The following is a 25,017-nucleotide window of genomic DNA, read 5'->3' on the forward strand; positions in this document are numbered from 1 at the left end:
TGGCGGTGAAGCCGAACGGGGGGACGGCCCGTATCTCCAAGCGTCTGGTTCTTCTTCGAACCCATGACAGGAAGGGAGTAAGGCGATGAGAATTCTTGCGCGGTCCCTCGTTTGGGGGGCGGCATTCCTGGCCCCCGCCGTCCTAGCCGCAGCCTCCACCGTCGCGCTGCCGTCGCAGGCCGAAGCCTCCTGCACGTCGATCGGTTCCTCGGTGTTCTGCGGAACCCGCGGCTCTCACAACACCGTGGGCAGAAGCATCATTTTCAACAACGGCCCCGCGGGGCAGCGGATCGGCAACTTCGCCGTGACCGGCACGCCGCCACGCACCTCCAACATCATCGGGGCCGGCCGCTCGGCCCTGAGCCAGCCGCGCACCTTCCGCGGTGTTGCCACGCGGCGCAGTTTCGCCGGCGCCACAGCCGTCGATTCCCGCATCGCGGCGCTAAGGGCGGAGATCCTGGCAACCGAGGCCGCCATCCAACTGCGTGAACTGGGCCTGACGCCGGCGCAGGAAGAGGCCCAGGGCGATATGCCGCCGGCCCTGGTGCGCGCCCTCACCCTGGCCAAGCAGGCCCGCGCCAAGGAAGCGGCGCAAGGCGCTCCGGCGACAGGCACAGACTAGAAGCTTATCCAGGTTTGTGGATCTCGGCCCGCCATCAGGCTGCCGCGCAACTCGGCTGTCTTGCGGCGACACAGCGCAACGACTTCGGCCAGACGCGCCCGGTCGTTGCCCCCGGACTCCTCAATGTAGGACAGGACCAGCATCCCCGACCGAGCGTCCAGGCCGAGCGAGCCGCCGCCGGTTGCCGCCAGGCAAAGGTTGCTGGCCATCGCCTTGACGAGCAGCTCCGCCGCGGCCGCAGGGTTTTCAGGCAAGGGGCCCAGCGGGGCGGAAACCACGAAGATCCCGGCGCCCTCAGCGGATTCGACGACAACGCCGCTCCGCTCCCCGACCGACGGCGCACCGCCCTCCTCCGCGTCCAGGCCGCGCTCGGCCTTGGGTGCTGCGGGTCGCCCCCGCAGCACGGCGTCCTCGATGCGCCTTGTCTCGTCCACCTTGGGCAATCCTCACACCCGACCGGATCTCTCGGCTTTCGCCATCTGTCGGGTGTCGGGCAGTATGCAGCGTCAGGTTCAAAGCACCTGTGACGAATTTCGAGCAGAAAGGGGAACTGGCCGACTGATCGCGCGGCCTGCCTGCCTTTCAGTAGGCGCACTCGGTGAAGATCGGGTCGATGTTGCCGCCCCAGCGGCCGTGATAGTCGTCGAGCAGGTATTCCGCCGGGCACTTCTCGCGCTCCACGCGGCTGCGCAGCAGTTCAAGGAAGTGACTCTCGTTGTCGCCCTGGCCGTCCAGGCGGTTGCGCGCCTTCAGGCCCTCGGCGGCGATCTCCACCGCCTGATGGGCAACCGCGTTGAGTTTGCCGCCGTGGAAGGGTGTGTGGAGCGCCTGCTTGGGCACCTCGGCGCGCAGATAGCGGTGGTCTTCCAGGGTCCAGTCCTTCACCAGATCCCAGGCGGCGTCCAGCGCCGTATCGTCGTAGAGCAGACCGACCCAGAAAGCCGGTAGCGCACAGAGGGATTTCCAGGGCCCGCCGTCGGCGCCGCGCATTTCCAGAAAGCGCTTCAGGCGCACCTCCGGAAACAGCGTCGAGAGGTGATCGGCCCAGTCCCCGAGTTTGGGCTTCTCGCCCGGCAGGGCCGGCAGCCTGCCGGCGAGAAAGTCCCGAAACGACTGGCCCGAAGCGTCGATGTACCTGCCGTTGCGGTAGACGAAGTACATCGGCACGTCCAGCACGTGGTCGACATAGCGCTCGAAACCCATGCCGTCCTCGAAGACGAAGGGCAGCACGCCGGTGCGGTCCGGATCGGTGTCGGTCCAGATGTGGCTGCGGTAGCTGAGGAAACCGTTGGGCTGGCCCTCGGTGAAGGGGGAGTTGGCGAAAAGCGCCGTGGCGATAGGCTGCAGGGCCAGGCTGACACGGAATTTCTTCACCATGTCGGCTTCGGACTGGAAGTCCAGGTTCACCTGCACCGTGCAGGTGCGCAGCATCATGTCGAGCCCCAGGTTCCCCACCTTGGGCATGTATGCGCCCATGATCTTGTAGCGGCCCTTGGGCATCCAGGAGATGTCGCTGCGCGCCCACTTGGGCTGGAAGCCCAGCCCCATGGCCGCGACGCCCATGGGCTCCGTCACCTTCTTGATCTGGTCGAGGTGGTGGTGGACCTCGCTGCAGGTGTCGTGAATGGTCTCCAGCGGCGCGCCGGAGAGTTCCACCTGGCCGCCGGGTTCCAGCGACACGCTGGCGCCGTTGTGGGTGAGCGCGATGACGTTCTCACCCTCTTTGACCCCGTCCCAGCCGAACGCCTGCAGGCCCTTCAGCAGCGCCTCGATGCTGCGCGCGCCGTGATAGGGCAGGGGCCGGAAGTCGTCCAGTGTGTAACAGAATTTCTCGTGCTCGGTGCCGATGCGCCAGTCTGCGGCGGGCTTGCAGCCAGCCTCGAGATAGGCGATCAGTTGCGCCTTGTCGGTCAGGGTCTCGCCCTGAACCTGGGGAGGAGCGGACATGCCGTTTTCGAACCTTGTGCCGGATTACCTTACACCGGGATCGACCTTGTGCCGGAGTCTGTTGTGCCGGTACGCCGTCGGACCCTGAAGATGTTCCTTTTGGTGGATGGTATCGGCGCCCGCCCCCCGGCACGCTCGACTGGTGGATCTCGATCCTGCTCGTTTTCCTGTTTGGTCGCCCGCTTTGGCGGCCCTCTCCGCGGGGCCTTCGCACAGGTCTTCAGGTTCTGGGGATCACTCCAGGATCACTGTCGGGTCTTGAAACTTCGTATTCGCCCGCGCATTGCAAACCTCCGACCAAGCTGGTCCCCAAATCGAATCTTATCCCGTGGGAAAGCCAGCCAACTCCGCCGGCGGACGTTCCGCACCGTCGCCCAGGACCGCCTGCCAGCAGGCCAAAGCCGCCAGCGCCGCGGTGTCGGCCCGCAGAATGCGCGGTCCCAGCCCGACCGGCACAGCAAAGGGCAGTTTGCGGAGGGCGTCAAGTTCGCTCTCCGCAAAGCCCCCTTCCGGCCCGGTCAGGATGGCCCAGGGATCGGCGGCGAAGGTCCCGGTTCCCCCCCGCCCGGCGCGCACGGCCTGCAGCGCCTCGGCGATGGGTTGCGCGGCGCCCCATTCGGCGCAGACCAGCAGGCGCCGCCCCTGCGGCCACTGGTCGAGCACCTCGCCCAGACTGCGGGTCTCCCGCACCTCCGGGATGCTGAGGCGTTCGCACTGCTCGGCCGCCTCGCGGGCGTTGGCGGCCAGACGGTCCTCGTTCACGCGGCTGACCGCCGTGAAGCGGGTCATCACCGGCTGCAGCACCGCGACGCCGAGCTCGGTGGCCTTCTCTGCGATGAAGTCGATGCGCGCGCGTTTGATGGGCGCGAAAACCAACCAGAGGTCAGGCTCCGGCGTGGGCTGCCGCCGCTGCGCCCCGACCTTCAGGGAGCACCAGCCCTTGCCCAGCCCCTCGATCTCGGCCTGCCATTCGCCGTCGCGGGCGTTGAAGACCGCCAGCCGCGCGCCGGGGCCGAGGCGCAGCACCGAGCGCAGGAAGTGCGACCGGTCGCGGTCCAGGCCGAGGGTCCGGCCCTCCTCCAGAGTGTCGTCGACATGGAGCCGGGTAGCCGGCTGCGCCCTCGTTTTAGCCTGCGCCATGGTCGCACCCCGGCCGCACGTCTTTCTCCCGCAAGGATTCGCGGCTAAAGATTAGGCGATGAACGGCACAACGCCCAGCCCCGCCGGTAACACGGCCAGCGACATCCGCGCCGACCACTGGGTCCTGCGTCTGGCGCCGCGGGCGCTGCGGCCCTATTGCCGGCTCGCCCGCTTCGACCGGCCGATCGGCGTCTGGCTGCTGCTGTTTCCCGGCTGGTGGTCCATCGCGCTGGGCGACGCCGTCACGCCGGCGGCCGCACCCTCCTGGCTGCTCTATCTCTACTTCGGCATCGGCGCACTCCTGATGCGCGCGGCGGGCTGTACGGTGAACGACATCCTGGACCGCGATTTCGACGGCCGGGTGGCGCGCACCGCCGACCGGCCGCTGCCCAGCGGCGAGGTCAGCCTGCTGCAGGCCGGGCTTTTCCTGCTGGCGCTGCTGCTCACTTCCTTCGTCATCCTTTTGCAGATGAACGGACTGACCATCCTGCTGGGCGCCGCCTCGCTGCTGCTGGTCTTTCCCTATCCGCTGATGAAGCGCATCACCTACTGGCCCCAGGCCTGGCTCGGCCTGACCTTCAGCTGGGGCGCGCTGATCGGCTGGACGGCGGTGACCGGCGGCTTCGGCTGGCCCCCGGTGCTGCTCTACCTCGGCGGCATCGCCTGGACACTGGGATACGACACGATCTATGCCCACCAGGACAAGGAGGACGACGCGCTGATCGGCGTGAAGTCGACGGCGCTGCGCTTCGGTTCCGCCACCAAACCCTGGCTGATCGGCTTTTATGCCGTGGCCCTGGCCCTTTTCGGCCTCGCGGGCGCGGCCACCGGGCTGCTGTGGCCCTTCTGGGTCGGCCTCGCCGCGGTCGCGCTGCATTTCCTCTGGCAGGTCGCCGATCTGAAGATGGATACGCCGACGGACTGTCTCGCCAAGTTCAAGTCGAACCGCATCGCCGGCTGGCTGCTGCTGGCCGGCATCCTGGCCGGCAGCCCCTGGCTGCACGCCTGGGTGCTGGGCGCGCCATGACCCTTGCCGCAAAAGCCGATCCGGAAGACTTCGTCCGCGCCAACACCCGCCTGCAGGAGCCGCCGCTGGTCCCCGAGGTGAAGCTCTATCTGGCAAGCGAAGTGGTGCCGCTGTGGCAGGCCACCGAAGAGGAACTCGCCCGCGAGGGCCTGCCGCCGCCCTTCTGGGCCTTTGCCTGGGCCGGCGGCCAGGCGCTGGCGCGCTACCTGCTGGACCACCCGGAGGTGGTGCGCGGCAAGCGGGTGCTGGACTTCGCCGCCGGGTCGGGCCTGCAGGGCATCGCCGCCAGGCTGGCCGGCGCTGCCTCCGTCGAAGCGGTGGAGATCGACGCCTTCGCCTGCGCCGCCTGCCGCCTCAACGCCGCCGCCAACGGCGCGGAAGTGGCGGTCCGCCGGGAAGATATTGTGGGCACGGCCAACCCGGGCCGGGCAAATTCGGGATGGGACGTGGTGCTGGCCGGCGACGTCTGCTACGAGCGCCCGGCGGCCGAGCGCATCACCGCCTGGCTGCGCAGCCTGGCCGGGCCGGACTGCCTGGTGCTGATGGGCGATCCCGGCCGCACCTATCTGCCGCGCGAGGGCCTGGAACGGATGATCGCCTATGCGGTCAAGACCAGCCGCGAGTTGGAGGACACCGACCTGCGCAACGCCGTCGTCTGGAAGGTCGCGCCAGTGTGAGCGGCTGCGAACGCCGGTCGAGTGATTGACCTCGTGCTTCGAGACGCCCCCTGAGGTTTTCGGGCTCCTCAGCATGAGGTCAATCAAGCCAACGCTCTGCCTCACCCTGAGGAGGCCCCCTTTGATCCAAAGGGGGCCGTCTCGAAGGGCGGGGCAAATTCGCCGTGACGTCTCTCAGCCCGAACTGACCGTGCAGAACAGGCCGGCGCGGCCGTAGTGTGCCTCCACCGGTTCGCCGGTCTGGTCGTTGTCGGTGAAGATCGCGATGGCATGGACCTTGTCCCGCGGCTTGCCGCCGAAGGCCGCCTGATAATCGGCCAGCAGGTCGCGCTTCTCGTCGACCCAGATCGCCGGGCTCACCACCCCGGTCTCCACGACGATAGAGCGCACCACCCCCGGCAGATAGGGCGAGTCGACAATGTCTTCGATCTGCTGGCGCGCATTGGTCCAGACGTAGCGCAGGGTCGGCACCTCGCGCGGCGCAGCAAAGGACCCGGGGTCGCCGAACATCACGAAGATGGAGGCCGCCACGTCCTCGCGGTCGCGCTCGACCAGGCTGGCCGTCTCCTGCAGTTCCTGGATGCGCCAGGACCACGCCATCACCGGGCAGTCGTTGGGGTCGAACTCCACCGGCAGCACGAGGCCGGAGGCCGAGCGCCGGCCCACCGCGCGGATCGACAGGCGGTCGTTCAGCGTGTTGAGGCGGTATTCGGTTTTGCCGACCAGCGGCATCTCGATCCAGTCATCCTGGATCGCGGTGGCCGGATCGAACAGCGTGACCTCGCGGTCCAGCCGCCCAGCGGTTTCCGGCGGCGGCGTCTCGCAGGCCGCCAGCCCGGCAAGCAGAAGCGCGGACAGCGCCGCGCGCAAAGGGATCCCCAACATCGGCGCACTATAGCGGAGCGACGGACTCTGACCAGAGTTTCGAGCTGCGATCCATGACTTGCACTCCGCGATGCAGCCACGATGGCGGTCGGACGCTGCCTTCTTGCCGACGGCAACGCCAAGCGCGGGGATCAGCCGCCGTTGCCCGCCTTCTGCTGCTGCAAGATCCGCAAAACCTCGGCGCGCAGTTCCCGCGCAACGCCGTAGCTTGCCCGCACCCTGAGCGCCGCATCAAGATCCGTCAGCGCGCGCTCATAGTCTTGAGCAAAGAACAGTGAAAGCGCGCGGTTGTAGAGCATGACGGCGTCTTTCGGCTCCAGGGACAACGCCCTGTCGTGGTCGGCCAAGGCAAGAGCGTGTTTGTCCACCAGGGAATAGACCGAGCCTCTCATGGAATACGAAGGCGCGTAGTTGGGGTCCAATTCGATGCTGCGGCTGAACTCGGCAATGGCGCGCTCCGGCTTGTCCAACTTCAGATAGGCGTCTCCTCTGTTGAAATAGGCCAAGGGATCGTCGGGATCGAGATCGATCACCGCTTGCATATCGGCAAGAGCTCCATCGATGTCGCCGGTATCGACCCGGGCGTTGCCGCGGTTGATGTAAGCCTCGATCAGAACGTCGCGCGGCACATCCCTCGCGATGATGCGCGTGCAGGCTTCAATCGCCCCCTGACCGTTGCCGAGGCAGGCGCGGCGCTCATCGATGAGGGCGCGCTGGGCGCCACCGGCACAAGCCACCACCAAAGACACCAATGCGAGGATGGACAGTATCCGGATCATTGCAGCCTTTCCTGTTCGATTGGCGGTCGCGTCATGCCCACCGCAACCGCGTTGAGTGAGCGCACAGACATCGCGTTTCCGCATGAACGCACCATAAAGACGAAGAGCGAAGGAGTCCGCTAACTTCAAAGTAGATTACAAAAAAAAGATACAAGGCAGAGATCGTGGGGTCTTTGTCATTGGCGCCAAGGGCGCGGTCATGATTGACTGTGGGTCTCCCCGCAGCCGCGGAAGCCCCCCGACGGAAGGTCGCTCATGCAGGAGATCCGCAAGCCCCACAGCCTGACCCGGGAGATGATCCGCGATCCGGACCGCCATCAGACCATCTGGGTCTTTGGCTATCCCGACGCGAACCTGCTGGACATGTCAGGGCCCTTTCAGGTCTTCGCCGCCGCCAACCACATCGTGCGGGAGTTCGGCCTGGCGGACCTCTACAGCATCGACCTGGTGGCCAAGGCCGAGGGCGCCCTGCGCTCCGATCAGGGGCTGGTGCTGCAGGCGACGCGGGACTTCACAAGCGATCTGGCGGGGCTCGGCAGCCTGATCGTCTGCGGCGGCGCCGGGCGCCGCGGCGCCCTGAAGGACGCCGAGACGCTGGCCTGGCTGAGCCAGGCCGTCGCGGCGGCGGAGCGCGTCGGCTCGGTCTGCACCGGCGCCTACCTGCTGGCGGAGATCGGCGCCCTGGAGGGGAAGGCCACCACCACCCACTGGCGCTGGGCCGACGACCTGCAGCAGCGCTACCGGGACATCGATCTGGAACCCGACGCCATCTTCATGCGCCACGGCAAGTTCTGGTCCTCCGCCGGGGTCAGCGCCGGCATGGACATGGCCCTGGCCATGGTGGAGCTGGACCATGGGCCGGAACTGGCCCTGGCGGTGGCGCGCGAACTCGTCCTCTTCGTCAAGCGCCCGGGCGGCCAGTCCCAGTTTGCGACGCAACTGCGTGCGCGCAGCGGCAGGGTGGGAAAGATCGAAGACCTGCAGCGCTGGATCGCCGACAACATCGCCGCCGACCTCTCCGTCCCGGCACTGGCCGCGCGGGCCGGCATGAGCCCGCGCACCTTCGCCCGCAGCTTCACCCGAGAGGCCGGGCAGACCCCGGCCCGCTACGTCGAGGCCCAGCGCCTGGAAGCGGCCCGGCGCCACCTGGAGCAGAGCGAGGACCCGGTGGAGCGGATCGCCACTGCCGCCGGCTTCAGCTCGGCGGAGATCATGCGCCGCGCCTTCCTGCGCCATCTGGGGGTCAGCCCCAACGCCTACCGCACCCGCTTCCGCAGCACGGCCGGACTCGCCAACGCCGTCTGATCCGGATCAGACCGGCCCGGCATCGGCCTACTTTCCGGAGATTCTCCTGAGCGCCTGCTTGATGGTCTGCGCAGAGTCGGCCTGCGGCAGGATGGGCAAGGCCCGCCGCATCGCTTCGACCCTGCGGAGAGCGTCTTCAAGAGCGGGCACCGCGCGCGCGGCCCGCGGCCCGAGGTGTCCAAGCACCGCAGCCACCCTCTCTCGCACGGCGTCACTCTCATCTTCCAGAAGCGCCGCAAGGTCTTCGATGTGGGAGTCGTTGACGCTGTCAAGCCTACCCTCGGCCACAAGATACCAGACAATCGATAGAAGGCTGTCGGCATAGGCCGCACGGATCTCGGGTGAATCCACACTGCCCACCTGAGCAATTGCGTAAGTAAAGAAAAAGGCGGTGGGATCCTGCGTCTCAAGCGATGCGCGGCCTTGGGCCAGTGCTGCTCCGGCCACACCGCCCGCGAGCCAGCAAACCGCAACCACACAGAGGGCCAGCCTTCTTGCCGTGCTTCCTGCGCGCCGCGACATGCCGTGACCGCTGCCTTTCACTCCAGCAGCAGACGGCAGTTGTCGCGGATACAGGCGGACAGCGCCGCGTCGGTCTGCGCGTCCATGACGCCGTCGGTCCGGCCCGGCTCATAGCCCCATCCGTCCAGCGCTTCCTGATACATGCGCACAGCTTTCGAACCTTCCAAGACGATGACCCGTTCGAAAGCGCTCATCGCCGCCTGCGACTGTCCCAATCCCATCAGAACATGCCCATAGGTGTCGAGGGCAGCGCCATAGTCGCTGTCCAACGCCAGCGCCTTCTCCACACGCACCAGGGCCCCGTCATAATCACCGCGCGATGCGAGATACCAGGCGTAATTGTTGTAGGCGGCGGCATTGTCGGGGTTCGCGCGGATAGCCGCCTGAAAACTCTGCACCGCGCGGGCGTTGTTCCCCTGCCTGCTGAACAGGTTGGCCCGGTTGTTATAGGCCGCCGAGAAGTAGGGGGCGAGACTGACCGCCTCGTCGAAATCGGCAAAGGCTTCGTCGATGCGGCCCAACTGCTCGTTGGCCACACCCCGACGATTCAGGGCCTCCACGCGCTCGTCATCCCAGGCGCTGTGCTCGATGATCTCGGTACAGCCGTCAACGGTGGCCTGCGTCGTCACGCCCTGCTCGATCTGCTTGCAGAGCCGGTGGGCTTCGGTGAGGTCTTTTGAGGGGGAAGCCGCGCAGGCCCCGAGGCCGGCGGCAAGAACGAAAACCAAAGCGAGCCTGCGCATCGGCATCTCCAATCGAGCGCTTGGGAAGCGGAGGGTAAGCCGTGCAGCAATTTAGAGGCGAACGCAATTGCCGACAATACGCGCGGTCTGATTAGAGCGTTGCCGGCACCGGCTTCCGCCCTAGCGCAGGATCATCTCGAATCCCGGCACTTCCCAGGGCACGGCGGCGGCCTGAAGGGTTTCGATCAGGCGGCGGCGCTTGGCGGTGTCGGCGATGGCGGTGAGGATCAGGCCGTCCAGCTCCGCCTCCGGTTCGTGGTGGTCGCGCAGCACGGCGAGCGCCGATTCCTGGTGGACGGCGCGGTGGCGGCGGTCCTCGGCCGGAACGGCAGCAAGCGCCAGCGGTGCGCCTGCGGCCTCGGGGTCCGCAAGGCAGCCGTGCACCGAAAGATAGGCGAAGGCGGCGTCCAGCCGGGGACCGCCCTCGATCGTCAGGTCGACGTCGGTCATGCGCCCATAGGCATAGTTGCCGAGCCCCAGTTCGGTCTCGTGCATGCGCGGCAACTGTGCCTCGGTGAGCCAGGTGACGAAGACCGTCACCCGGGTGCCGGGCGCCCGGTGCAGCGTCGCCGAGACCGCGCCGTAGCGCGTCATATGGGCCGAGTAGACCACGTCGTGGTCATCCAGGACGGCGCGGGTGACCGGGATCTCGGACGCAGGTCCCGAAAGATGGGAGAACTTGCGGTGAATCTGTTCCGGCGCACGGTTCGAGCCATGGGCGATGACCGGCACCCGGTCCCGCAGCGCCGCCGGGCCGACGTCATCCGGCATCGGCGTGATTTCGCCGTCGCGGTAAAGGTAGGAGCCGCCCGGCGCGGCATAGGGGTAGCCCTTGGCCAGACGCAGGCGCGCGTCGTCGGTTTCAGGAAGCGGCCAGGGCATGGCGCGTCGGTCTCGTTGCCTTGCCGGCGCCTGCTACCCTGTCGACCTGGCAGTGGCGGAGCGGTCCGTCAGCGGACCGCGCCTCCCCTTCAGTCGGTGCAGGGCGGCGGCCCGTCGTTGTCGATGCATTCGATCCGATAGCGGGTCGTGCAGTCATCGACCGTCTGCCAGGCATGTCTGGCCCACTCGGCCCTCGCCGCTTCGTAGTCGCTGAAGGGACCAAACCATTCCTCGTTTCCGCCGACGGTTTCGCGAAAGCGCGTATCCTTGTATTCACCGCCGACAACGTAGTACTGCATCATCTGGTTCAAGCCTCACAACTTGAAAAAGTGCCCCGGTCCAAAGAAGCCCCGGTCCAAACAAGCCTCGGTCATCCTGCGCCGGCCGCCCGGGCGACTCCGCGCGGTTCCTGCCAAGACACTGTCAACAATAAGGAAAAAGCGCGCGTCATGTATAGTGCCAAAACGGCATTGCATCTTGGTTAATCCGGCCTACCGAGTTTGTGTTATCCGCGCTCTTTTCTTGTCCGGCGGGGCTGTCATCGCCGCAAACACCCAAGATCAGGCGGCCGTTTTACTGGCTGCACAACACAGGATAGAGTCAGCCCCCTGCCCTGGAACCAAACCGATAGTTCTTGATTGCAAGGCGGCCTCGACTCAAAGTCGATCTGGGCAGTCAGTCACGCGGATTCAAGAAGGGGGACACCGCAATCATGCCAATTGAAATCAGCGGCTTCGGCATCCTGGTGATCGCCATTGTCATCCTGGCGATCATCATCGTCTCCATGAGCGTCAAGGCGGTGCCGCAGGGCTACGAGTACACCATCGAACGCTTCGGGCGCTACACCAAGACCCTGCCCCCCGGGCTGGGCATGATCCTGCCCATCATCGACCGCATCGGCGCCCAGCTCAACATGATGGAAACGGTGCTGGACGTACCCTCCCAGGAGGTCATCACCCGCGACAACGCCCTGGTGCAGGTCGACGGGGTGGTCTTCTATCAGGTGCTGAACGCCGCCCAGGCGGCCTATGAGGTGCGCAATCTGGAGCGCGCCATCCTGAACCTGACCATGACCAACATCCGGACGGTCATGGGCTCCATGGACCTGGACGAGCTGCTGTCCAACCGCGACAGCATCAACACCCGCCTGCTGCAGGTGGTCGACGACGCGACCGAGCCCTGGGGCGTGAAGGTGACGCGCATCGAGATCAAGGACATCACGCCGCCTGCCGACCTGGTCGATTCCATGGCCCGCCAGATGAAGGCCGAGCGTGACAAGCGCGCCACCGTGCTGGTGGCCGAGGGCGACCGCCAGGCCGAGATCCTGCGCGCCGAGGGCCAGAAGCAGGCCGAGATCCTGGCCGCAGAGGGCCGCCGCGAGGCCGCCTTCCGCGACGCCGAGGCGCGCGAGCGCGAGGCCGAGGCGGAAGCCAAGGCGACGGCCATGGTCTCCCAGGCCATCGCCCGCGGCGACGTCAACGCGGTGAACTACTTCGTCGCCCAGCGCTATGTCGACGCACTCGGCAAGTTCGCCGACTCCGCCAATCAGAAGACCTTCTTCCTGCCGGTCGACGCCGCCGGGGTCATCGGGGCCATCGGCGGCATCGCCGAGATCGCGCGCGAATCGATGGAGCAGCGCGAGGCCGCGCGCGGCCCCTGGGATCCGCCCAGCGGCAACGACAACACCGGCGGTGGCGTTCCGGGGGGCGGCGGGAGTTCGCGCCCATGATCAGCTTCGAACAGATCGAATACTGGAACTGGTGGGTCATCGGGATCTTCCTGATCGGCATCGAGGTCTTCGCCCCCGGCGCCATCTTCCTCTGGATGGGCATCGCCGCCGGCGTCGTCGGGCTGGTGCTGCTGATCGCGCCGGACATGATGTGGCAGATGCAGCTGCTGCTCTTCGCCGTGGTCTCGGTGGTCTCGATCTACGCCTGGCGCTTCTATGCCCGCAACCGGACCCCGGCGCCGAGCGACCAGCCGAACCTGAACAAGCGCGGCGCCGGCTACGTCGGGCGTACCTTCACGCTGCGCGAGCCCATCAAGGACGGCACCGGTCTGCTGCACATCGACGACACGCGCTGGAAGGTGGAGGGCGAGGACCTGCCCGCCGGCACGCGGGTGAAGGTGGTGGCCATCGACGGCACGGTGCTGCAGGTCGAGCGCGACTGATGCCCTTTGCGTCGTTGCGGGACTTCATCGCGCGGCTGGAGCGCGACGGCCGGCTGGTGCGGGTCAGCGCGCCGGTGGCGCCGGAGCTGGAGATGACCGAGATCCAGACCCGCCTGCTGGCGGAGGGCGGCCCGGCGGTGCTGTTCGAGAACGTCGTCCATGCCGACGGCCGCAAGGCGGAGATGCCGGTGCTGGTCAACCTCTTCGGCACGGTCGAGCGGGTCGCCTGGGGCATGGACCGCGAGCCCGGGCAACTGCGCGAGGTGGGCGAGACCCTGGCCTTCCTGCGCCAGCCGGAGCCGCCGGGCAGCCTGCGCGAGGCCTGGCAGCACATGCCGCTGCTGAAGTCGGTGCTGGCGATGAAACCCAAGACCGCCGGCTACGGCCCCTGCCAGGACGTGGTGCTGACCGGCGACGACATCGACCTCGCGCACCTGCCGGTGCAGACCTGCTGGCCGGGCGAGCCGGCGCCGCTGATCACCTGGCCGCTGGTGGTGACCCAGGGGCCCAACCCCGGCGGCGACAAGAGCGACGCCTTCAACCTCGGCATCTACCGCATGCAGGTGATCGGCCGCAACAAGACCATCATGCGCTGGCTGAAGCACCGCGGCGGCGCCCAGCACCACCGGCGCTGGAAAGAGCAGAAGCCGGCGCCGCTGCCGGCCGCGGCAGTGATCGGCGCCGACCCCGGCACCATCCTGGCCGCCGTGACCCCGGTGCCCGACACCCTCTCGGAGTATCACTTCGCCGGGCTGCTCCGCGGCCGCAAGGTCGACCTCGTCGACTGCAAGACCCAGCCGCTGAAGGTGCCGGCGGAGGCGGAGATCGTGCTGGAGGGCGAGGTCTCGCTGGAGGAGACAGCCGAGGAAGGCCCCTACGGCGACCACACCGGCTACTACAACGCCGCCGAGCCCTTCCCTGTCTTCACCGTGACCGCCGTCACCATGCGGCGCGACCCGATCTATCTCTCCACCTTCACCGGGCGCCCGCCGGACGAGCCCTCGGTCCTCGGCGAGGGCCTGAACGAGGTCTTCGTGCCGCTCCTGCAGCAGCAGTTCCCGGAGATCACCGACTTCTGGCTGCCGCCGGAGGGCTGCAGCTACCGCATCGCCGTGGTGTCGATGAAGAAGGCCTACCCCGGCCATGCCAAGCGGGTGATGCTGGGGGTGTGGTCCTACCTGCGCCAGTTCATGTACACCAAGTGGGTGATCGTGGTGGACGACGGCGTGAACGCGCGCGACTGGAAGGACGTGATGTGGGCCATCTCCACCAAGATGGACCCGGCCCGCGACATCACCCTGATCGAGCAGACCCCCATCGACTATCTCGACTTCGCCTCGCCGGAGGACGGCCTGGGCTCCAAGATCGGGCTGGACGCCACCGACAAGTGGCCGCCGGAAACCAAGCGCGAATGGGGCCGGGAAATCCGCATGGACCAGGCGGTCATCGACCGCATCGACCGTCTCTGGCCCGATCTGGGTTTGCCGGGAAGCGGGAAGACGATTTGGAAATAAGAGCGATTCGCGTTACCTTTGCTCAATTGACCTAAGCGATTATTACAGCCTGACTAGGCAAATCATCTTAATTTTCAGACACCTAAGACTTTTTGTAGCCGCGTTTTGAGAGATAGTGCTTAGCGGTGAACAGCAACGCTCCCGCAAATAGTAGTGTCCCACTGCTGGCCCTGAAATCACCGATCAATCAGCAGGGCTTCGACTACTGGAACGCCAAGCGCGGCGCCCGGCTTATGCCCGCGCGCGGCGACATCGACCCGTCTGAGATTCTGAAGATCCTGCCGCACATCTTCCTGCTCGACGTGCGGGCCGAGCCGCTGGACTTCCGCTACCGGCTGATCGGCACCAAGATGGACGAGCACATGATGGGCAGCTACACCGGCCTCTGGATGAGCAGCATCCCGCATCAGAAGGCGCCGAGCCGGATCTGGTCATCCTGCCGGCAGGTCTTCGAATCCCGGGCGCCGCTCAGCAGCGACGTGCCCTATGTGGGCAAGAACAAGGAATTCCTCACCACCGAGGACCTGATCATGCCGCTTTCCGACGACGACGATCAGGTCAACATGCTCTTTGTGACGGTGGGCTTCGTTTAGGGTCCATGGAATTTGACGGCACCGGCCCGCTCCCCCTCCCGGCCACCCAATGCCAGTATCCTATGGGTGGCCGGGAGGGGGAGCGGGCTGGAACCGCATCGACGCAGGTCGAGTACGGCCTAAATCACCCCCGCCGGTCGACGACACGCACCGCCTTCCCTTCGGAGCGTTGGATGCTGCCCGGCGGCAGCAGGCAGACCTCGCTGGTGACGCCGATCGTCTGCTTCACGCGCTCGCGCAGGTCGCGGGCGATCTGGGGCCCCTGGGCGAGGCCGCCGGCGTCGCGCGGCTCCACCTTCAGGGTCAGGGCATCGAGGGCGCCCTTGCGCCGCAGCTCCAACTGGTAGTGCGGCGCGAGGCGCGTGTCGCCCAGCAGCAGTTCCTCGAACTGGCTGGGAAAGACATTGACGCCGCGCAGAATAATCATGTCGTCCGAACGCCCGGTGATCTTCGCGAAGCGCCGCATGGACCGCGCGGTCGGCGGCAGCAGCCGGGTGAGATCCCGCGTGCGGTAACGGATAAGTGGCAGCGCCTCCTTGGTCAGGGTGGTGAACACCAGTTCACCCTCCTGCCCGTCCTCCAGCACTGCGCCGCTCTCCGGGTCGACGATCTCGGGATAGAAGTGATCCTCCCAGATCACCGGTCCGTCCTTGGCCTCCACGCACTCGCAGGCGACCCCGGGGCCGATCACCTCCGAGAGGCCATAGACGTCCACCGCATCCAGCACGCAGCGCCGCTCGATCTCCCGGCGCATCGCCGGGGTCCAGGGCTCCGCCCCGAAGACGCCGATGCGCAGCGAGGTCCAGGCCGGGTCCTGCCCCTGCGCCTGAAAGGCATCGGCCAGGTTCAGCATGTAGGACGGCGTGCACATGATGATGTCGGGGGTGAAGTCCCTGATGAGCTGCACCTGGCGCAGTGTCTGGCCGGCGGAGACCGGCACCACCGTGCAGCCGAGGCGCTCGGCTCCGTAGTGGGCGCCCAGCCCGCCGGTGAAGAGACCGTAGCCGTAGGCGATGTGGACCCGGTCGCCGGGGCGACCGCCGGCGGCGTGGATCGAGCGCGCCATGAGCCCGGCCCAGGTCTCGATGTCGCGGCGCGAGTAGCCCACCACCGTCGGCTTGCCGGTGGTGCCGCTGGAGGCATGCAGGCGGATCACCTGATCCATCGGCAGGGCGAAGAGGCCGAAGGGATAGGTCTGGCGCAGATCCTCCTTGGTGGTGGCGGGAAACCTCGCCAGGTCCGCCGGCTCGCGAAAGTCGACGGGGTGCACGCCGGCGGCTTCGAACTTCTGCCGATAGTGGGGCACCCTGTCATAGGCGTAGGCAAGCACCTGCTTCAGGCGCTCCACCTGCAGCGCGGTGATCTCGTCGCGGCTGGCGGTCTCGATGGGGTCCAGACCTGCGTTACTCTTCGTCGCCATGGCCTTACCCCCAGACCGCTACGCGGTCTTCGCGGTAGGCGGCCATGGCTTCGGCGAAGTCTGCGCTCTCGAGCGCGCGCCGTTGCGCGGCGAGGTAGCCGGCGAAGAACCGGTCGAAGCCGGTGTCGAAGCAGTCCGCAAGCAGCGCCTTGGCGTAGCGGCAGCCGGCGGAGTTGGTGCCGGCGTAGTCGGCAATCAAAGCCTCGAAAGCGCTGTCTGCTTCATCTTCCTCGACCAGGTGATCGACCAGGCCGATGCGCTGCGCCTCGGCCCCGTCGATCATGGCGCCGCCGATGATCATCGCCTTGGCGCGCCCCAGACCGATGTAGCGGGCCAGCCGCCAGGTACCGAGGCCGGGGATCAGCCCCTCCTTGATGGCCGGCAGGCCGAGCCTGGCCGAGGGCGTGCAGACCCGCAGGTCGGCCGCGAGCGCGAGCTGCAGGCCGCCGCCCAGGGCATAGCCGCGGATCAGGCAGAGGACGAGCTTGTCCATGGTCTCGAAAACCCGCAGCGCCTGCTCCCAGAGATCGAAGTAGCGGGGTTCGATCAGGCCGGCCGCCAGATCCTTCAGGTCGATGCCGGTGGAAAAGGCCCGGCCCTGTCCGGTGACCGCGACCATCCGCAGGGAAGGGTCGGCGGCGATCCGCTGTGCCACGTCCAGCAGTTCCTCGGCGCCGCGCATGGCGACTGCGTTCAGTCTTTGCGGGCGCCTCAGTTCCAGCCAGCCGATCGGGCCGTCCCTCTCGAAGCCCAAAGAGTTGTAAGAACGCGTGTCGTACGAATGCGTGTCATATGCGTCGGACATCTCGTCTCCTGTTCCGCGGCTGTGTCTGGGGCCGAGGTAGCGAAGCAATACCGCCGGAAACAGGGGGTCGGCCGCCGTCTGGCCGAAAGGGAACGCTGGGAGTCCGAAATGCTGCGGCTGCCCGGCTGCCGCCGGCCCTTCTCTTCAGGCCGCCGAGGGCAAGACGCGCTGCCGACGCCGTTCCTGAAAGGCGCGGCGGTAGGCCTGCGGCGTGGCGTCGAAATGCCGCTTGAAGTGCTTGCGCAGGGTCAGCGTCGAACCGAAGCCGCAGCGCAGCGCCACCTCCTCGACCATCAGGTCGGAGGTTTCCAGCATCTGGCGGGCCAGGCGCAGGCGCTGGACCGCCAGCCAGTGCAGTGGCGGACAGCCCGCCTCGTCATGAAAGCGGCGGCTAAAGGCCCGCACCGAAAGACAGGCGTGATCCGCCATCTGCGGCACCGTGATGGGCCGACCCAGACGTTCCAGCACCCAGCGCCGGGTCGGCTCCAGACTGCAGGAGCGCGCCGGCCCCAGGGCGCAGGGGATCTGCTGGGCGTACTCGCCGCCGCGGTGGGGGCCGAAGACCATGTGGCGGGCGATCTCGTTGGCCAAAGCCTGGCCAAAGTCTCGGCGCACCATGTGCAGGCAGAGGTCGATACCCGCCGTCACGCCGGCGGCGGTCAGGATATCGCCCTCGTCGACGTAGAGCACGTTGGGCTCCACCCGCACCCCGGGAAAAAGCGCGGTCATGGCGTCGACGCACTTCCAGTGCGTGGTCGCGCGGCGGCCGTCAAGCAACCCGGCCGCGGCAAGCATGAAGGAGCCGGTGCAGAGCGCTGCGATGCGGCAGCCGCGCGCATGGGCACGGCGCAGGGCGGCGAGAAGATCGGGCGGAAGGCCGGCGGCGAAATCCCGGTCCAGGTCGGCCATGGTCCCCGGAACCACCACGGTCTGCGCCGCCTCGACCGCCGCCAGCCCCTGCTCCACCCCGAGCATCATCGCGCCATGGGGCTGTAGCGGCCACGGGCCGGCATGGCAGGAGCGCACCCGGTAGCGCCCGCGAGCGCCGATCGCGAAGACGCTGAAGGCCGTGGCGAACTCGAAGAGCACCGGGTCGGGCGGCAGGACGATGGTCAGGGCGTGCCGTGAAACCAGGGGCTCCACCGGGGTCAGGTCAAGCATCGGAAAGACTCCGCAGGGGCAAAGCGGCGCCCTGCTGGAAGCTACGGTCAGGCGGCCGGCCTTCTTCCCGGACGGCTAGACGCGGATGGCATCCAGGTCGCAGGCGGCGGCGACGCCGAGGCCCCGCTTGGCGAGCGGGAACAGGCTTGCGGTGGCCACGGCGAAGGCAAGCTCGGCGAGAACGGCTTCGCCGAATTCGCGGCGCACGGCGTCGACCCGTGCGGCGAGGTCCGGCCAGCTCCCGGCCACGGCCTGACCGTAGTCCAGGGCGAGGCGCTCGCCCGGCGGCAGGCTGTTGGCGTTGCGCAGCGCCGCCTGGATGTGATCGGCGGGAATGCCGTCCTTGAGGGCGTAATCGACCGCCACCTGCAGGCAGTCGCCGCAGTCCTGCGCGCGGAGTGCACCGAGCCGCGCCATGGTGATGAGCGCCCGCGAGGCCGCCCGCCGATGGCCGGCCAGGGGGAAGAAGAGCAGGAGCTTCCAGAAGATGCCCGGGCTGGCGCCGGCGGCATTGCGCAGCCAGCCGAACTGCCGTGGGTTCTGCTTATTCAGGCGGTTGAGAAGACCGCGCTCGATCCAAGCCATTTTTGAGGGTCCTATGGCGAAGTCAGACAGGGAGAACTCCGTGCGGCCGGCGGAGTTCGGCTGCAGGCTGGCCTGCGCAACACGGTCCGTCTATCCGGATCTTGCGCGTTCCGCGGGACGCCACCGGGAGGGTCAAAGCCCTTGACCGGCGGCGGCTCCGCGCCTAGGGTCCCGGGACTATGACCGGAATTCAGGGACTTCTGTCGCTTCGACTTATTGCCCCGGCCGCCTGAAGTGCGCGCCGGGTAAAGCCGTCGTCCGACATTCCCAAGCCCTGAAAAAGGTTCGCTCCGATGAGCGCAAGACTTTCCGAAAGCCCGATATCTCAAAGTGTTAGCATCGCGACCGGTTGCCTGAGGCCCGGTCCTGCAGGCGGTCTTGCGGGTCGTCACGCCCGGCTGCGACTTATCGGCGGCCGCTGCGCCCTGTCGATCAGATAAAGGGGTGGCGCCGCAGCGGCTGTAGCCGAAGCCACAGAGACCCGAGATACCGCCTTTACAAGACACCTGCCGGCGGGACGCCGGACTTCCGAAGAGATCGTGACAGTCCGCCCCGGCCCGGCACCAAGGAGCAAGACCATGACCCGCGAGACGCCGCGCAAGACCCCCGTACAAGCCCCCTCAAAGGGCGGGGGCGTAAACCCCGGCGACAAGTATGCCGCCTTCAAACCCATCGACCTGCCCGACCGCCAGTGGCCGGGCCGGGTGATCGCCGCGCCGCCGATCTGGTGTTCCGTCGATCTGCGCGACGGCAACCAGGCGCTGATCGAACCCATGGACGGCCCGCGCAAGCGCCGCATGTTCAAGCTGCTCGTCGAGATGGGCTTCAAGGAGATCGAGGTCGGCTTCCCCTCCGCCTCGCAGACCGACTTCGACTTCGTGCGCGAACTGATCGAGGACGACCTGGTACCCGACGACGTTACCATCCAGGTCCTGACCCAGTCGCGCGAACACCTGATCGAGCGTACCTTCGAAAGCATCGAAGGCGCCAAGCGGGTCATCGTCCATCTCTACAACTCCACCTCCACCCTGCAGCGGCGGGTGGTCTTCGGGCTCGACCAGGCCGGGATCATCGACATCGCGGTGAAAGGCGCGGAGCAGATCCGCGATCTGACGGCGCAGGTCAGCGGCACCGAAATCATCCACCAGTACTCGCCGGAAAGCTTCACCGGCACCGAGATGGACTTCGCCAAGGAGGTCTGCGAGGCGGTGATGGACGTCTGGCAGCCGACGCCGGAGAACAAGGTCATCTTCAACCTACCGGCCACGGTGGAGATGTCGACGCCGAACATCTACGCCGACCAGATCGAGTGGTTCCACCGCAACATCAAGGACCGCGAGTCCATCGTGCTGTCGCTGCATCCCCACAACGACCGCGGCACCGGCGTGGCCGCCGCCGAGCTGGGCGTGATGGCCGGCGCCGACCGCATCGAGGGCACGCTGTTCGGCAACGGCGAGCGCACCGGCAACGTCGATGTCGTCACCCTGGGCCTGAACCTCTTCACCCAGGGCGTCGATCCGGGCATCGACTTCTCCGACATCGACCGGGTGCGCGAGACGGCGGAGTACTGCAACCAGCTGCCGGTCCACCAGCGCCACCCCTACGCCGGGGATCTGGTCTATACCGCCTTCTCCGGCTCCCACCAGGACGCCATCAAGAAGGGCATGGCGGCCATGAAGCAGAGCAACTCGGGCCTCTGGGAGGTGCCCTACCTGCCCATCGATCCGCAGGATGTGGGCCGCACCTACGAGGCCGTCGTGCGCATCAACAGCCAGTCGGGCAAGGGCGGCGTCGCCTACATCATGCACACCGAGTACGGCCTGGACTTGCCGCGCAAGCTGCAGGCCAGCTTCACCCAGAAAGTGCAGGAAGAGGCCGACACCAGCGGCAAGGAGATCACGCCGCAGCAGATCTGGTCGCTCTTCGAGCAGACCTATCTGAGCCCCCGCCAGCCCTATGCCTTCGTCGAGCACCGCTCGGTGCCGGACACTCATGCCTCTGAAAAGCGGCTGCTGACCGCGGTGATCGAAGAAAACGGCCAGCGCCGGGAAATCCAGGGCATCGGCAACGGACCCATCGCCGCCTTTGTCGACGCGCTCGGCAAGGAATGCGGGATCGACATCAAGGTTCACGACTATCACGAGCACGCCATCAGCGCGGGCGCCGATGCCAAAGCCATCGCCTATGTCGAAACCGAAGCGGCTGACGGCACGATCTACTGGGGTGTCGGACGCCACGCCAACATCGTGGTCGCCTCCCTCGACGCCGTGGTTTCCGCGGTAAATCAGATGGCGGCGGCGGAACCCAAGGCCCCCGGCCGGGCGGCCTGAAGACAGGGGGAAGCGGCGCGCTGCGCCGGCTCCCCCAAACCGTCTTGCCCAGGTCGGCCCCAGTCCGGACCCAGTCCGGCCCCAGTCTGGACCCAGTCCGGGCCCGGGCAGGCTCCCCCAAGAGGGCTAACCCGGAAAACCCTTTGTCAGCGTTCCGGCCCCAGGCTATGCAAAGCGTGGGAGAGAGGGGCGGCCGAACCGGTGTGATGGGCGCGAAGAGAGCCGGCGGCGGCCCGCTGCGACGAGGTCGATGCGCTATGTCCGGCCAAGAATCGGGGTCCGGCGGGAAGCCGGGCGAGGGATCGGGCCAGGGATCGGACCAGGGATCCGGTCGTTTCCTGCGCCCTGCAGCGGTCCGGGAATGCGGTTCGCTGACCGCTCTGGCGCTGCGCTCCAAAGCCTACTGGGGCTACGATCCCAGCTTCATCCAGGCCTGCCGCGACGAACTGACCATCCGGCCTGAGCATGTCAGTGCGGGGCGGGTGGTGGTTCTGGTCGAGGAGGCAACGATTCTGGGCCTCTATGCCCTGCTGCCCGAACGCCGCCCGGACGAAGCCGAGGTACGGCATTTCTTCATCGAGCCGGCGGCCATCGGCCACGGCCTTGGGCGGCTGCTCTGGGACGATCTCGTGGCCAAGGCCCGCAGCGAGGGCATCAAGCGCCTGAAGATCGAGAGCGATCCCTTCGCCATGGGCTTCTACCGCGCCATGGGCGCGACCCTGGCCGGCAAGATGCGTGCGCCGGTGAAAGGCCCCGGCGGCGCGGACCGCTTTCTCCCCGTTCTTTACTACGACGTCTGACTTTACTACGACGTCTGACTTTACTGCGACGTCTGACGGGGCCGCGACCGCGGCCGTTGCGTCCAGGGTGCAAGCCGCCGGCCGGCCCCCTATATTGAGGGTTTGCCCCTATCGCCAGGACCACCCCGCCATGAGCCTCCCCGAAGATCCCCGTTCCCTGCTGGAAGACCTGATCGGCAAAGCCAAGGCGGCCGGCGCCGACAGCGCCGATGGGGTCCACTTCGAATCCATCGGCCTTGCCCACACCCAGCGCCTCGGCAAGCCGGAGAAGCTGGAGCGCGAGGAAAGCCAGGATGTCGGCTTGCGCGTCATGATCGGCAAGCGCCAGGCGATCGTCTCCTCCACCGACCTCAGCGCCGAAAGCCTCAGCCAGTTGGTCGATCGCGCCGTGGCCATGGCCCGGGTGGTGCCGGAGGACCCCTATTGCGGCCTCGCCGAAGCGGAGGAGCTTGCCCGCAGCTTCCCCGACCTGGACATCCTCGACCCGGAGGAGCCGCCGGCCGAACTGCTGATCGAACGGGCCCGCGCCTGTGAAGAGGCGGCCCGCGCGGTCAAGGGGGTGACCAATTCCGAGGGCGCGGAAGCGGGCTGGAGCCGGGCCGGCATCACCCTGGTCACCTCAAACGGCTTCGTCGGCAGCTATGCCCGCTCGAGCCATTCGGTCGGCACCTCCGTGGTCGCCGGCGAAGGCCTGGGCATGGAAAGCGACTACGAGTTCTCCACCGCAGTCTTCGGCCATGAGTTGGAAGACCCGGAAGAGGTCGGCCGCAGCGCCGGCGAACGCGCCGTGCGCCGCCTGGGCGCGCAGAAGCCGGAGACCGAGAAACTGCCGGTGGTCTTCGACCCGCGGGTTTCCATGGGCCTGCTGCGCCACTTCGCTGGCGCCATTTCCGGGCCGGCCATTGCCCGCGGCACCTCGTTCCTGAAGGACAGGATGGGCGAGCGCGTTTTCGCCGAGGGCATCGCCATCATCGACGATCCGCACCGGCCCCACGGCCTGGGCTCCAAGCCCTTCGACGCGGAGGGTCTGGCCAACAGGAAGCTGAACCTGATCGAGGACGGCGTCCTGCAAAGCTGGGTCATGGACCTGAGTTCGGCGCGCCAGCTCGGCCTCAAGAGCACCGGCCACGCCTCGCGCGGCACCTCCAGCCCGCCCTCGCCCTCCACCTCCAACCTCTACATGGCGCCGGGCAGCATCAGCCGCGACGACCTGCTGGGCGGTATCGAGCGGGGCTTCTACGTCACCAGCATGATGGGCATGGGGATCAACGGGGTGACCGGCGACTACTCGCGCGGCGCCACCGGCTTTCGCATCGAAAACGGCGAACTGACGACGCCGATCAGCGAAGCCACGGTGGCAGGCAACCTGAAGGATATGTTCCTGAATCTGACGCCGGCGGACGACCTGACCTTCAAGTACGCCACCAATGCCCCGACCCTGCGCATCGATGGCATGACCCTGGCCGGCGCCTGACCGGAAACGCCATATTTATATCCGGATAAAATTGACAGATCTTTTTATCCGGATATAAATGCCGGGAAGAGACCGTGATTCCCGGAAGGAACGATGATGTCAGGGACAGAAACCGGCCGCTTTACCGCCTTTGAAGGCTTTACCCGCCTGGCCGCGGGATCGCTGGCCGAGGTCACTCTGGCGGTGAAAGGTGCCGAGGAGCACGGCGTCGAAGCGCCGCTGCTGGTGTTCGACGACACCAGCGGCCGGGTCGTCGATGTCGATACCCGGGGCGAGGCCGAAGAGATCATCGCCCGGCTCTCGGGCTCGTCCGCAGCCTCCGAGAAACCTTCAGCCGACAGTAGCCGCAGCCGCCCGCGGGGACGCCCCAAGCTGGGCGTGGTCGCGGGGGAGGTCACCCTGCTGCCGCGGCACTGGGACTGGCTGCGCAGCCAGCCGGGCGGCGCCTCTGCCAGCCTGCGCAAGCTGGTGGACGCGGCCCGAAAGAACGACGCCGCCGGCCCCCGGCAGGCGCGCGACGCGGCCTATGAGTTTATGACTGCCTTGGCCGGTGACCTGCCCGGCTTCGAGGATGCTATCCGGGCTCTCTTTGCCGGCGACCGGGCGCGTTTTGCCGCCTTGATCGACGCCTGGCCGAGGGATGTCCGCGATCACTGCCGCAAGATGACGGCTTCAGCCTTCTCGCGGGAAACCGTTTAGGCGGGCCCCGCCGAGGTCACCATCTGCAGCGCATTGGGCAACGGCCGGATGGTGACCGGAAGGCGGGCGACGATATCGCCGTCGGCCTGTAGCGGCGCACGGCCCTCGCCCTCGATCCGAATGTCCTGGCCGGAGACGATCTCGAAACCGCGCGACACCGGCAGGCGGTCACGCTGCAGCGCCAGGGCGTAACGCAGGGTGTTGAAGGCATCGCCGTAGCGGAACAGGCAGACGTGGAACCGCGGTTCGTCGATCCGCGCGTCCGGCGCCAGAAGATAGCGCCCGGCGTAGAAGCGCGCATTGCTGACCACCACCGAAGCGGCCTCGTAAGGCACACCGTCCACGGTGACCTGGAGCGGCGGCGGCTGGCGGCGGCACATCTGGTGCAGGCTTTCCACCACATAGGCGCCCTTGCCGATGAGGCGCTTCAGGCGCAGATCCAGCCCCTCCACCACCCGCGCGTCAAAGCCGGCGCCGGCCATGAGCGAAAAGACGCGGCCCTGGCCGTCCGGGCCCTCGGTCCGGCCCAGACTGACCGGGCGCACCGCGCCGCCCGCGATCACCCGGGCGATCTGCCGCGGCACGATCTGCAGGCCCAGTTCCGCGGCCAGAACGTTGGCCGTGCCCAGCGGCAGAACCGCCAGCGGCGGGCGCCGTTCCGGCGGCGTCAACGCGACAAGTCCGTTGACCACCTCGTTGATGGTCCCGTCGCCGCCCGCGGCAACCACCAGATCGTGGTCCTGCACATCCGCCTCGGCGGCGAAGTGCCCGGCATCCCCGGGGCCGGTGGTCGGGCGCACGTCCATGGCGCAGCCGAGGTCGGCCAGGTCGGCAAGCACGGCCTCGAACCGCCGTCGGCGGCTGCCGCCTGCGGTCGGATTGTAGATCACCAGCAGCCGTCTTGCGGCTCTGGCAAGGGTGGTCGAATCGGGCAT

Annotated in this window: 26 protein-coding genes; 12 read left to right on the top strand and 14 right to left on the bottom strand. The window is 67.4% G+C overall.

The features are described from left to right. Positions 1 to 85 precede the first annotated feature (85 nt). The gene (locus ACO06P_RS10870) at positions 86 to 622 is read left to right on the top strand and encodes a hypothetical protein (RefSeq protein WP_420345264.1); all 537 of its coding nucleotides are present in this window, start codon (positions 86 to 88) and stop codon (positions 620 to 622) included. Here ACO06P_RS10870 and ACO06P_RS10875 read toward each other — a convergent pair. The 3 genes from ACO06P_RS10875 to ACO06P_RS10885 form a co-directional block, all read right to left on the bottom strand. Then, positions 619 to 1,056 carry a type III secretion system chaperone gene (locus ACO06P_RS10875; protein ID WP_420345265.1) on the bottom strand — a complete coding sequence of 146 codons (438 nt, stop codon included), beginning with the start codon at positions 1,054 to 1,056 and terminating at the stop codon, positions 619 to 621. The genes ACO06P_RS10870 and ACO06P_RS10875 overlap by 4 nt on opposite strands. Positions 1,057 to 1,204: 148 nt before the next feature. Beyond that, complete coding sequence (locus tag ACO06P_RS10880; protein ID WP_420345266.1) at positions 1,205 to 2,569, bottom strand: glutamate--cysteine ligase; 1,365 nt, start codon at positions 2,567 to 2,569, stop codon at positions 1,205 to 1,207. A 321-nt stretch (positions 2,570 to 2,890) separates the two neighbouring features. Next, entirely contained in the window at positions 2,891 to 3,709 is an 819-nt protein-coding gene (locus tag ACO06P_RS10885; protein WP_420345267.1) for a 16S rRNA (uracil(1498)-N(3))-methyltransferase, read from the bottom strand. 58 nt (positions 3,710 to 3,767) lie between these two features. On the opposite strand from ACO06P_RS10885, the gene ubiA reads away from it, so the two are divergent. Together ubiA and ACO06P_RS10895 are read left to right on the top strand one after the other, a co-directional pair. Continuing rightward, entirely contained in the window at positions 3,768 to 4,736 is a 969-nt protein-coding gene (gene ubiA / locus ACO06P_RS10890) for a 4-hydroxybenzoate octaprenyltransferase (RefSeq protein ID WP_420345268.1), read from the top strand. Beyond that, on the top strand, positions 4,733 to 5,413 hold the full coding sequence (locus tag ACO06P_RS10895; RefSeq protein ID WP_420345269.1) for a class I SAM-dependent methyltransferase: 681 nt from the start codon (positions 4,733 to 4,735) through the stop codon (positions 5,411 to 5,413). The genes ubiA and ACO06P_RS10895 overlap by 4 nt, the downstream gene beginning before the upstream one ends. A 174-nt stretch (positions 5,414 to 5,587) precedes the next feature. On the opposite strand, the gene ACO06P_RS10900 is transcribed toward ACO06P_RS10895, so the two are convergent. Beyond that, positions 5,588 to 6,283, bottom strand: coding sequence for a DUF3047 domain-containing protein (locus tag ACO06P_RS10900; RefSeq protein ID WP_420345270.1), 696 nt, complete (start codon positions 6,281 to 6,283; stop codon positions 5,588 to 5,590). Between the two features lie 146 nt (positions 6,284 to 6,429). Further along, positions 6,430 to 7,077: a tetratricopeptide repeat protein gene (locus ACO06P_RS10905; RefSeq protein WP_420345271.1), complete on the bottom strand. Its 648-nt coding sequence runs from the start codon at positions 7,075 to 7,077 to the stop codon at positions 6,430 to 6,432. A gap of 255 nt (positions 7,078 to 7,332) precedes the next feature. On the opposite strand from ACO06P_RS10905, the gene ACO06P_RS10910 reads away from it, so the two are divergent. Beyond that, positions 7,333 to 8,382, top strand: coding sequence for a GlxA family transcriptional regulator (locus ACO06P_RS10910; protein ID WP_420345272.1), 1,050 nt, complete (start codon positions 7,333 to 7,335; stop codon positions 8,380 to 8,382). Positions 8,383 to 8,409: 27 nt separating this feature from the next. On the opposite strand, the gene ACO06P_RS10915 is transcribed toward ACO06P_RS10910, so the two are convergent. The 4 genes from ACO06P_RS10915 to ACO06P_RS10930 all read right to left on the bottom strand — a co-directional run bounded on the left by ACO06P_RS10915 (position 8,410) and on the right by ACO06P_RS10930 (position 10,831). Then, positions 8,410 to 8,904, bottom strand: coding sequence for a hypothetical protein (locus ACO06P_RS10915; RefSeq protein WP_420345273.1), 495 nt, complete (start codon positions 8,902 to 8,904; stop codon positions 8,410 to 8,412). 17 nt (positions 8,905 to 8,921) lie between these two features. Next, positions 8,922 to 9,647: a tetratricopeptide repeat protein gene (locus ACO06P_RS10920; protein ID WP_420345274.1), complete on the bottom strand. Its 726-nt coding sequence runs from the start codon at positions 9,645 to 9,647 to the stop codon at positions 8,922 to 8,924. A gap of 120 nt (positions 9,648 to 9,767) precedes the next feature. Next, positions 9,768 to 10,529 (bottom strand): hypothetical protein, encoded by a 762-nt coding sequence (locus ACO06P_RS10925; protein WP_420345275.1) that lies wholly within the window; start codon positions 10,527 to 10,529, stop codon positions 9,768 to 9,770. 89 nt (positions 10,530 to 10,618) lie between these two features. Next, on the bottom strand, positions 10,619 to 10,831 hold the full coding sequence (locus ACO06P_RS10930) for a DUF4170 domain-containing protein (RefSeq protein WP_420345276.1): 213 nt from the start codon (positions 10,829 to 10,831) through the stop codon (positions 10,619 to 10,621). Positions 10,832 to 11,241: 410 nt separating this feature from the next. Here ACO06P_RS10930 and ACO06P_RS10935 point away from each other — a divergent pair, with 410 nt between their 5' ends. From ACO06P_RS10935 to ACO06P_RS10950, 4 genes are all read left to right on the top strand, one after another. Then, a complete protein-coding gene (locus ACO06P_RS10935; RefSeq protein ID WP_420345277.1) occupies positions 11,242 to 12,258 on the top strand; it encodes an SPFH domain-containing protein in 1,017 nt (338 codons plus the stop codon). Continuing rightward, positions 12,255 to 12,701, top strand: coding sequence for an NfeD family protein (locus tag ACO06P_RS10940; RefSeq protein WP_420345278.1), 447 nt, complete (start codon positions 12,255 to 12,257; stop codon positions 12,699 to 12,701). The genes ACO06P_RS10935 and ACO06P_RS10940 overlap by 4 nt, the downstream gene beginning before the upstream one ends. Next, positions 12,701 to 14,215 (top strand): UbiD family decarboxylase, encoded by a 1,515-nt coding sequence (locus ACO06P_RS10945; protein ID WP_420345279.1) that lies wholly within the window; start codon positions 12,701 to 12,703, stop codon positions 14,213 to 14,215. Before ACO06P_RS10940 ends, ACO06P_RS10945 begins: the two co-directional genes overlap by 1 nt. Positions 14,216 to 14,340: 125 nt before the next feature. After that, the gene (locus ACO06P_RS10950; RefSeq protein WP_420345280.1) at positions 14,341 to 14,808 is read left to right on the top strand and encodes a PAS domain-containing protein; all 468 of its coding nucleotides are present in this window, start codon (positions 14,341 to 14,343) and stop codon (positions 14,806 to 14,808) included. A 124-nt stretch (positions 14,809 to 14,932) separates the two neighbouring features. Here ACO06P_RS10950 and paaK read toward each other — a convergent pair whose 3' ends face one another. The 4 genes from paaK to ACO06P_RS10970 form a co-directional block, all read right to left on the bottom strand. Further along, positions 14,933 to 16,228 (bottom strand): phenylacetate--CoA ligase PaaK, encoded by a 1,296-nt coding sequence (gene paaK, locus ACO06P_RS10955; protein WP_420345281.1) that lies wholly within the window; start codon positions 16,226 to 16,228, stop codon positions 14,933 to 14,935. Between the two features lie 4 nt (positions 16,229 to 16,232). Continuing rightward, positions 16,233 to 17,033: an enoyl-CoA hydratase/isomerase family protein gene (locus tag ACO06P_RS10960; RefSeq protein ID WP_420345282.1), complete on the bottom strand. Its 801-nt coding sequence runs from the start codon at positions 17,031 to 17,033 to the stop codon at positions 16,233 to 16,235. 144 nt (positions 17,034 to 17,177) lie between these two features. Further along, a complete protein-coding gene (locus ACO06P_RS10965) occupies positions 17,178 to 18,194 on the bottom strand; it encodes a GlxA family transcriptional regulator (RefSeq protein ID WP_420345283.1) in 1,017 nt (338 codons plus the stop codon). 75 nt (positions 18,195 to 18,269) lie between these two features. Continuing rightward, entirely contained in the window at positions 18,270 to 18,779 is a 510-nt protein-coding gene (locus ACO06P_RS10970; protein WP_420345284.1) for a hypothetical protein, read from the bottom strand. Between the two features lie 578 nt (positions 18,780 to 19,357). Here ACO06P_RS10970 and leuA point away from each other — a divergent pair. The 4 genes from leuA (at position 19,358) to ACO06P_RS10990 (ending at position 24,082) form a co-directional block, all read left to right on the top strand. Next, positions 19,358 to 21,109 carry a 2-isopropylmalate synthase gene (gene leuA / locus ACO06P_RS10975; protein ID WP_420345285.1) on the top strand — a complete coding sequence of 584 codons (1,752 nt, stop codon included), beginning with the start codon at positions 19,358 to 19,360 and terminating at the stop codon, positions 21,107 to 21,109. A 257-nt stretch (positions 21,110 to 21,366) separates the two neighbouring features. Beyond that, positions 21,367 to 21,909: a GNAT family N-acetyltransferase gene (locus ACO06P_RS10980; RefSeq protein ID WP_420345286.1), complete on the top strand. Its 543-nt coding sequence runs from the start codon at positions 21,367 to 21,369 to the stop codon at positions 21,907 to 21,909. Positions 21,910 to 22,039: 130 nt separating this feature from the next. Continuing rightward, the gene (locus ACO06P_RS10985; protein ID WP_420345287.1) at positions 22,040 to 23,383 is read left to right on the top strand and encodes a TldD/PmbA family protein; all 1,344 of its coding nucleotides are present in this window, start codon (positions 22,040 to 22,042) and stop codon (positions 23,381 to 23,383) included. Positions 23,384 to 23,476: 93 nt separating this feature from the next. Continuing rightward, positions 23,477 to 24,082 carry a DUF2239 family protein gene (locus tag ACO06P_RS10990; protein WP_420345288.1) on the top strand — a complete coding sequence of 202 codons (606 nt, stop codon included), beginning with the start codon at positions 23,477 to 23,479 and terminating at the stop codon, positions 24,080 to 24,082. On the opposite strand, the gene ACO06P_RS10995 is transcribed toward ACO06P_RS10990, so the two are convergent. Continuing rightward, positions 24,079 to 25,017: a diacylglycerol/lipid kinase family protein gene (locus tag ACO06P_RS10995; protein WP_420345289.1), complete on the bottom strand. Its 939-nt coding sequence runs from the start codon at positions 25,015 to 25,017 to the stop codon at positions 24,079 to 24,081. The two genes, ACO06P_RS10990 and ACO06P_RS10995, sit on opposite strands and share 4 nt — an antisense overlap.

Origin of the sequence: Pelagibius sp., from assembly GCF_965227505.1 — a bacterium.
Lineage (GTDB): Bacteria > Pseudomonadota > Alphaproteobacteria > Kiloniellales > Kiloniellaceae > Pelagibius.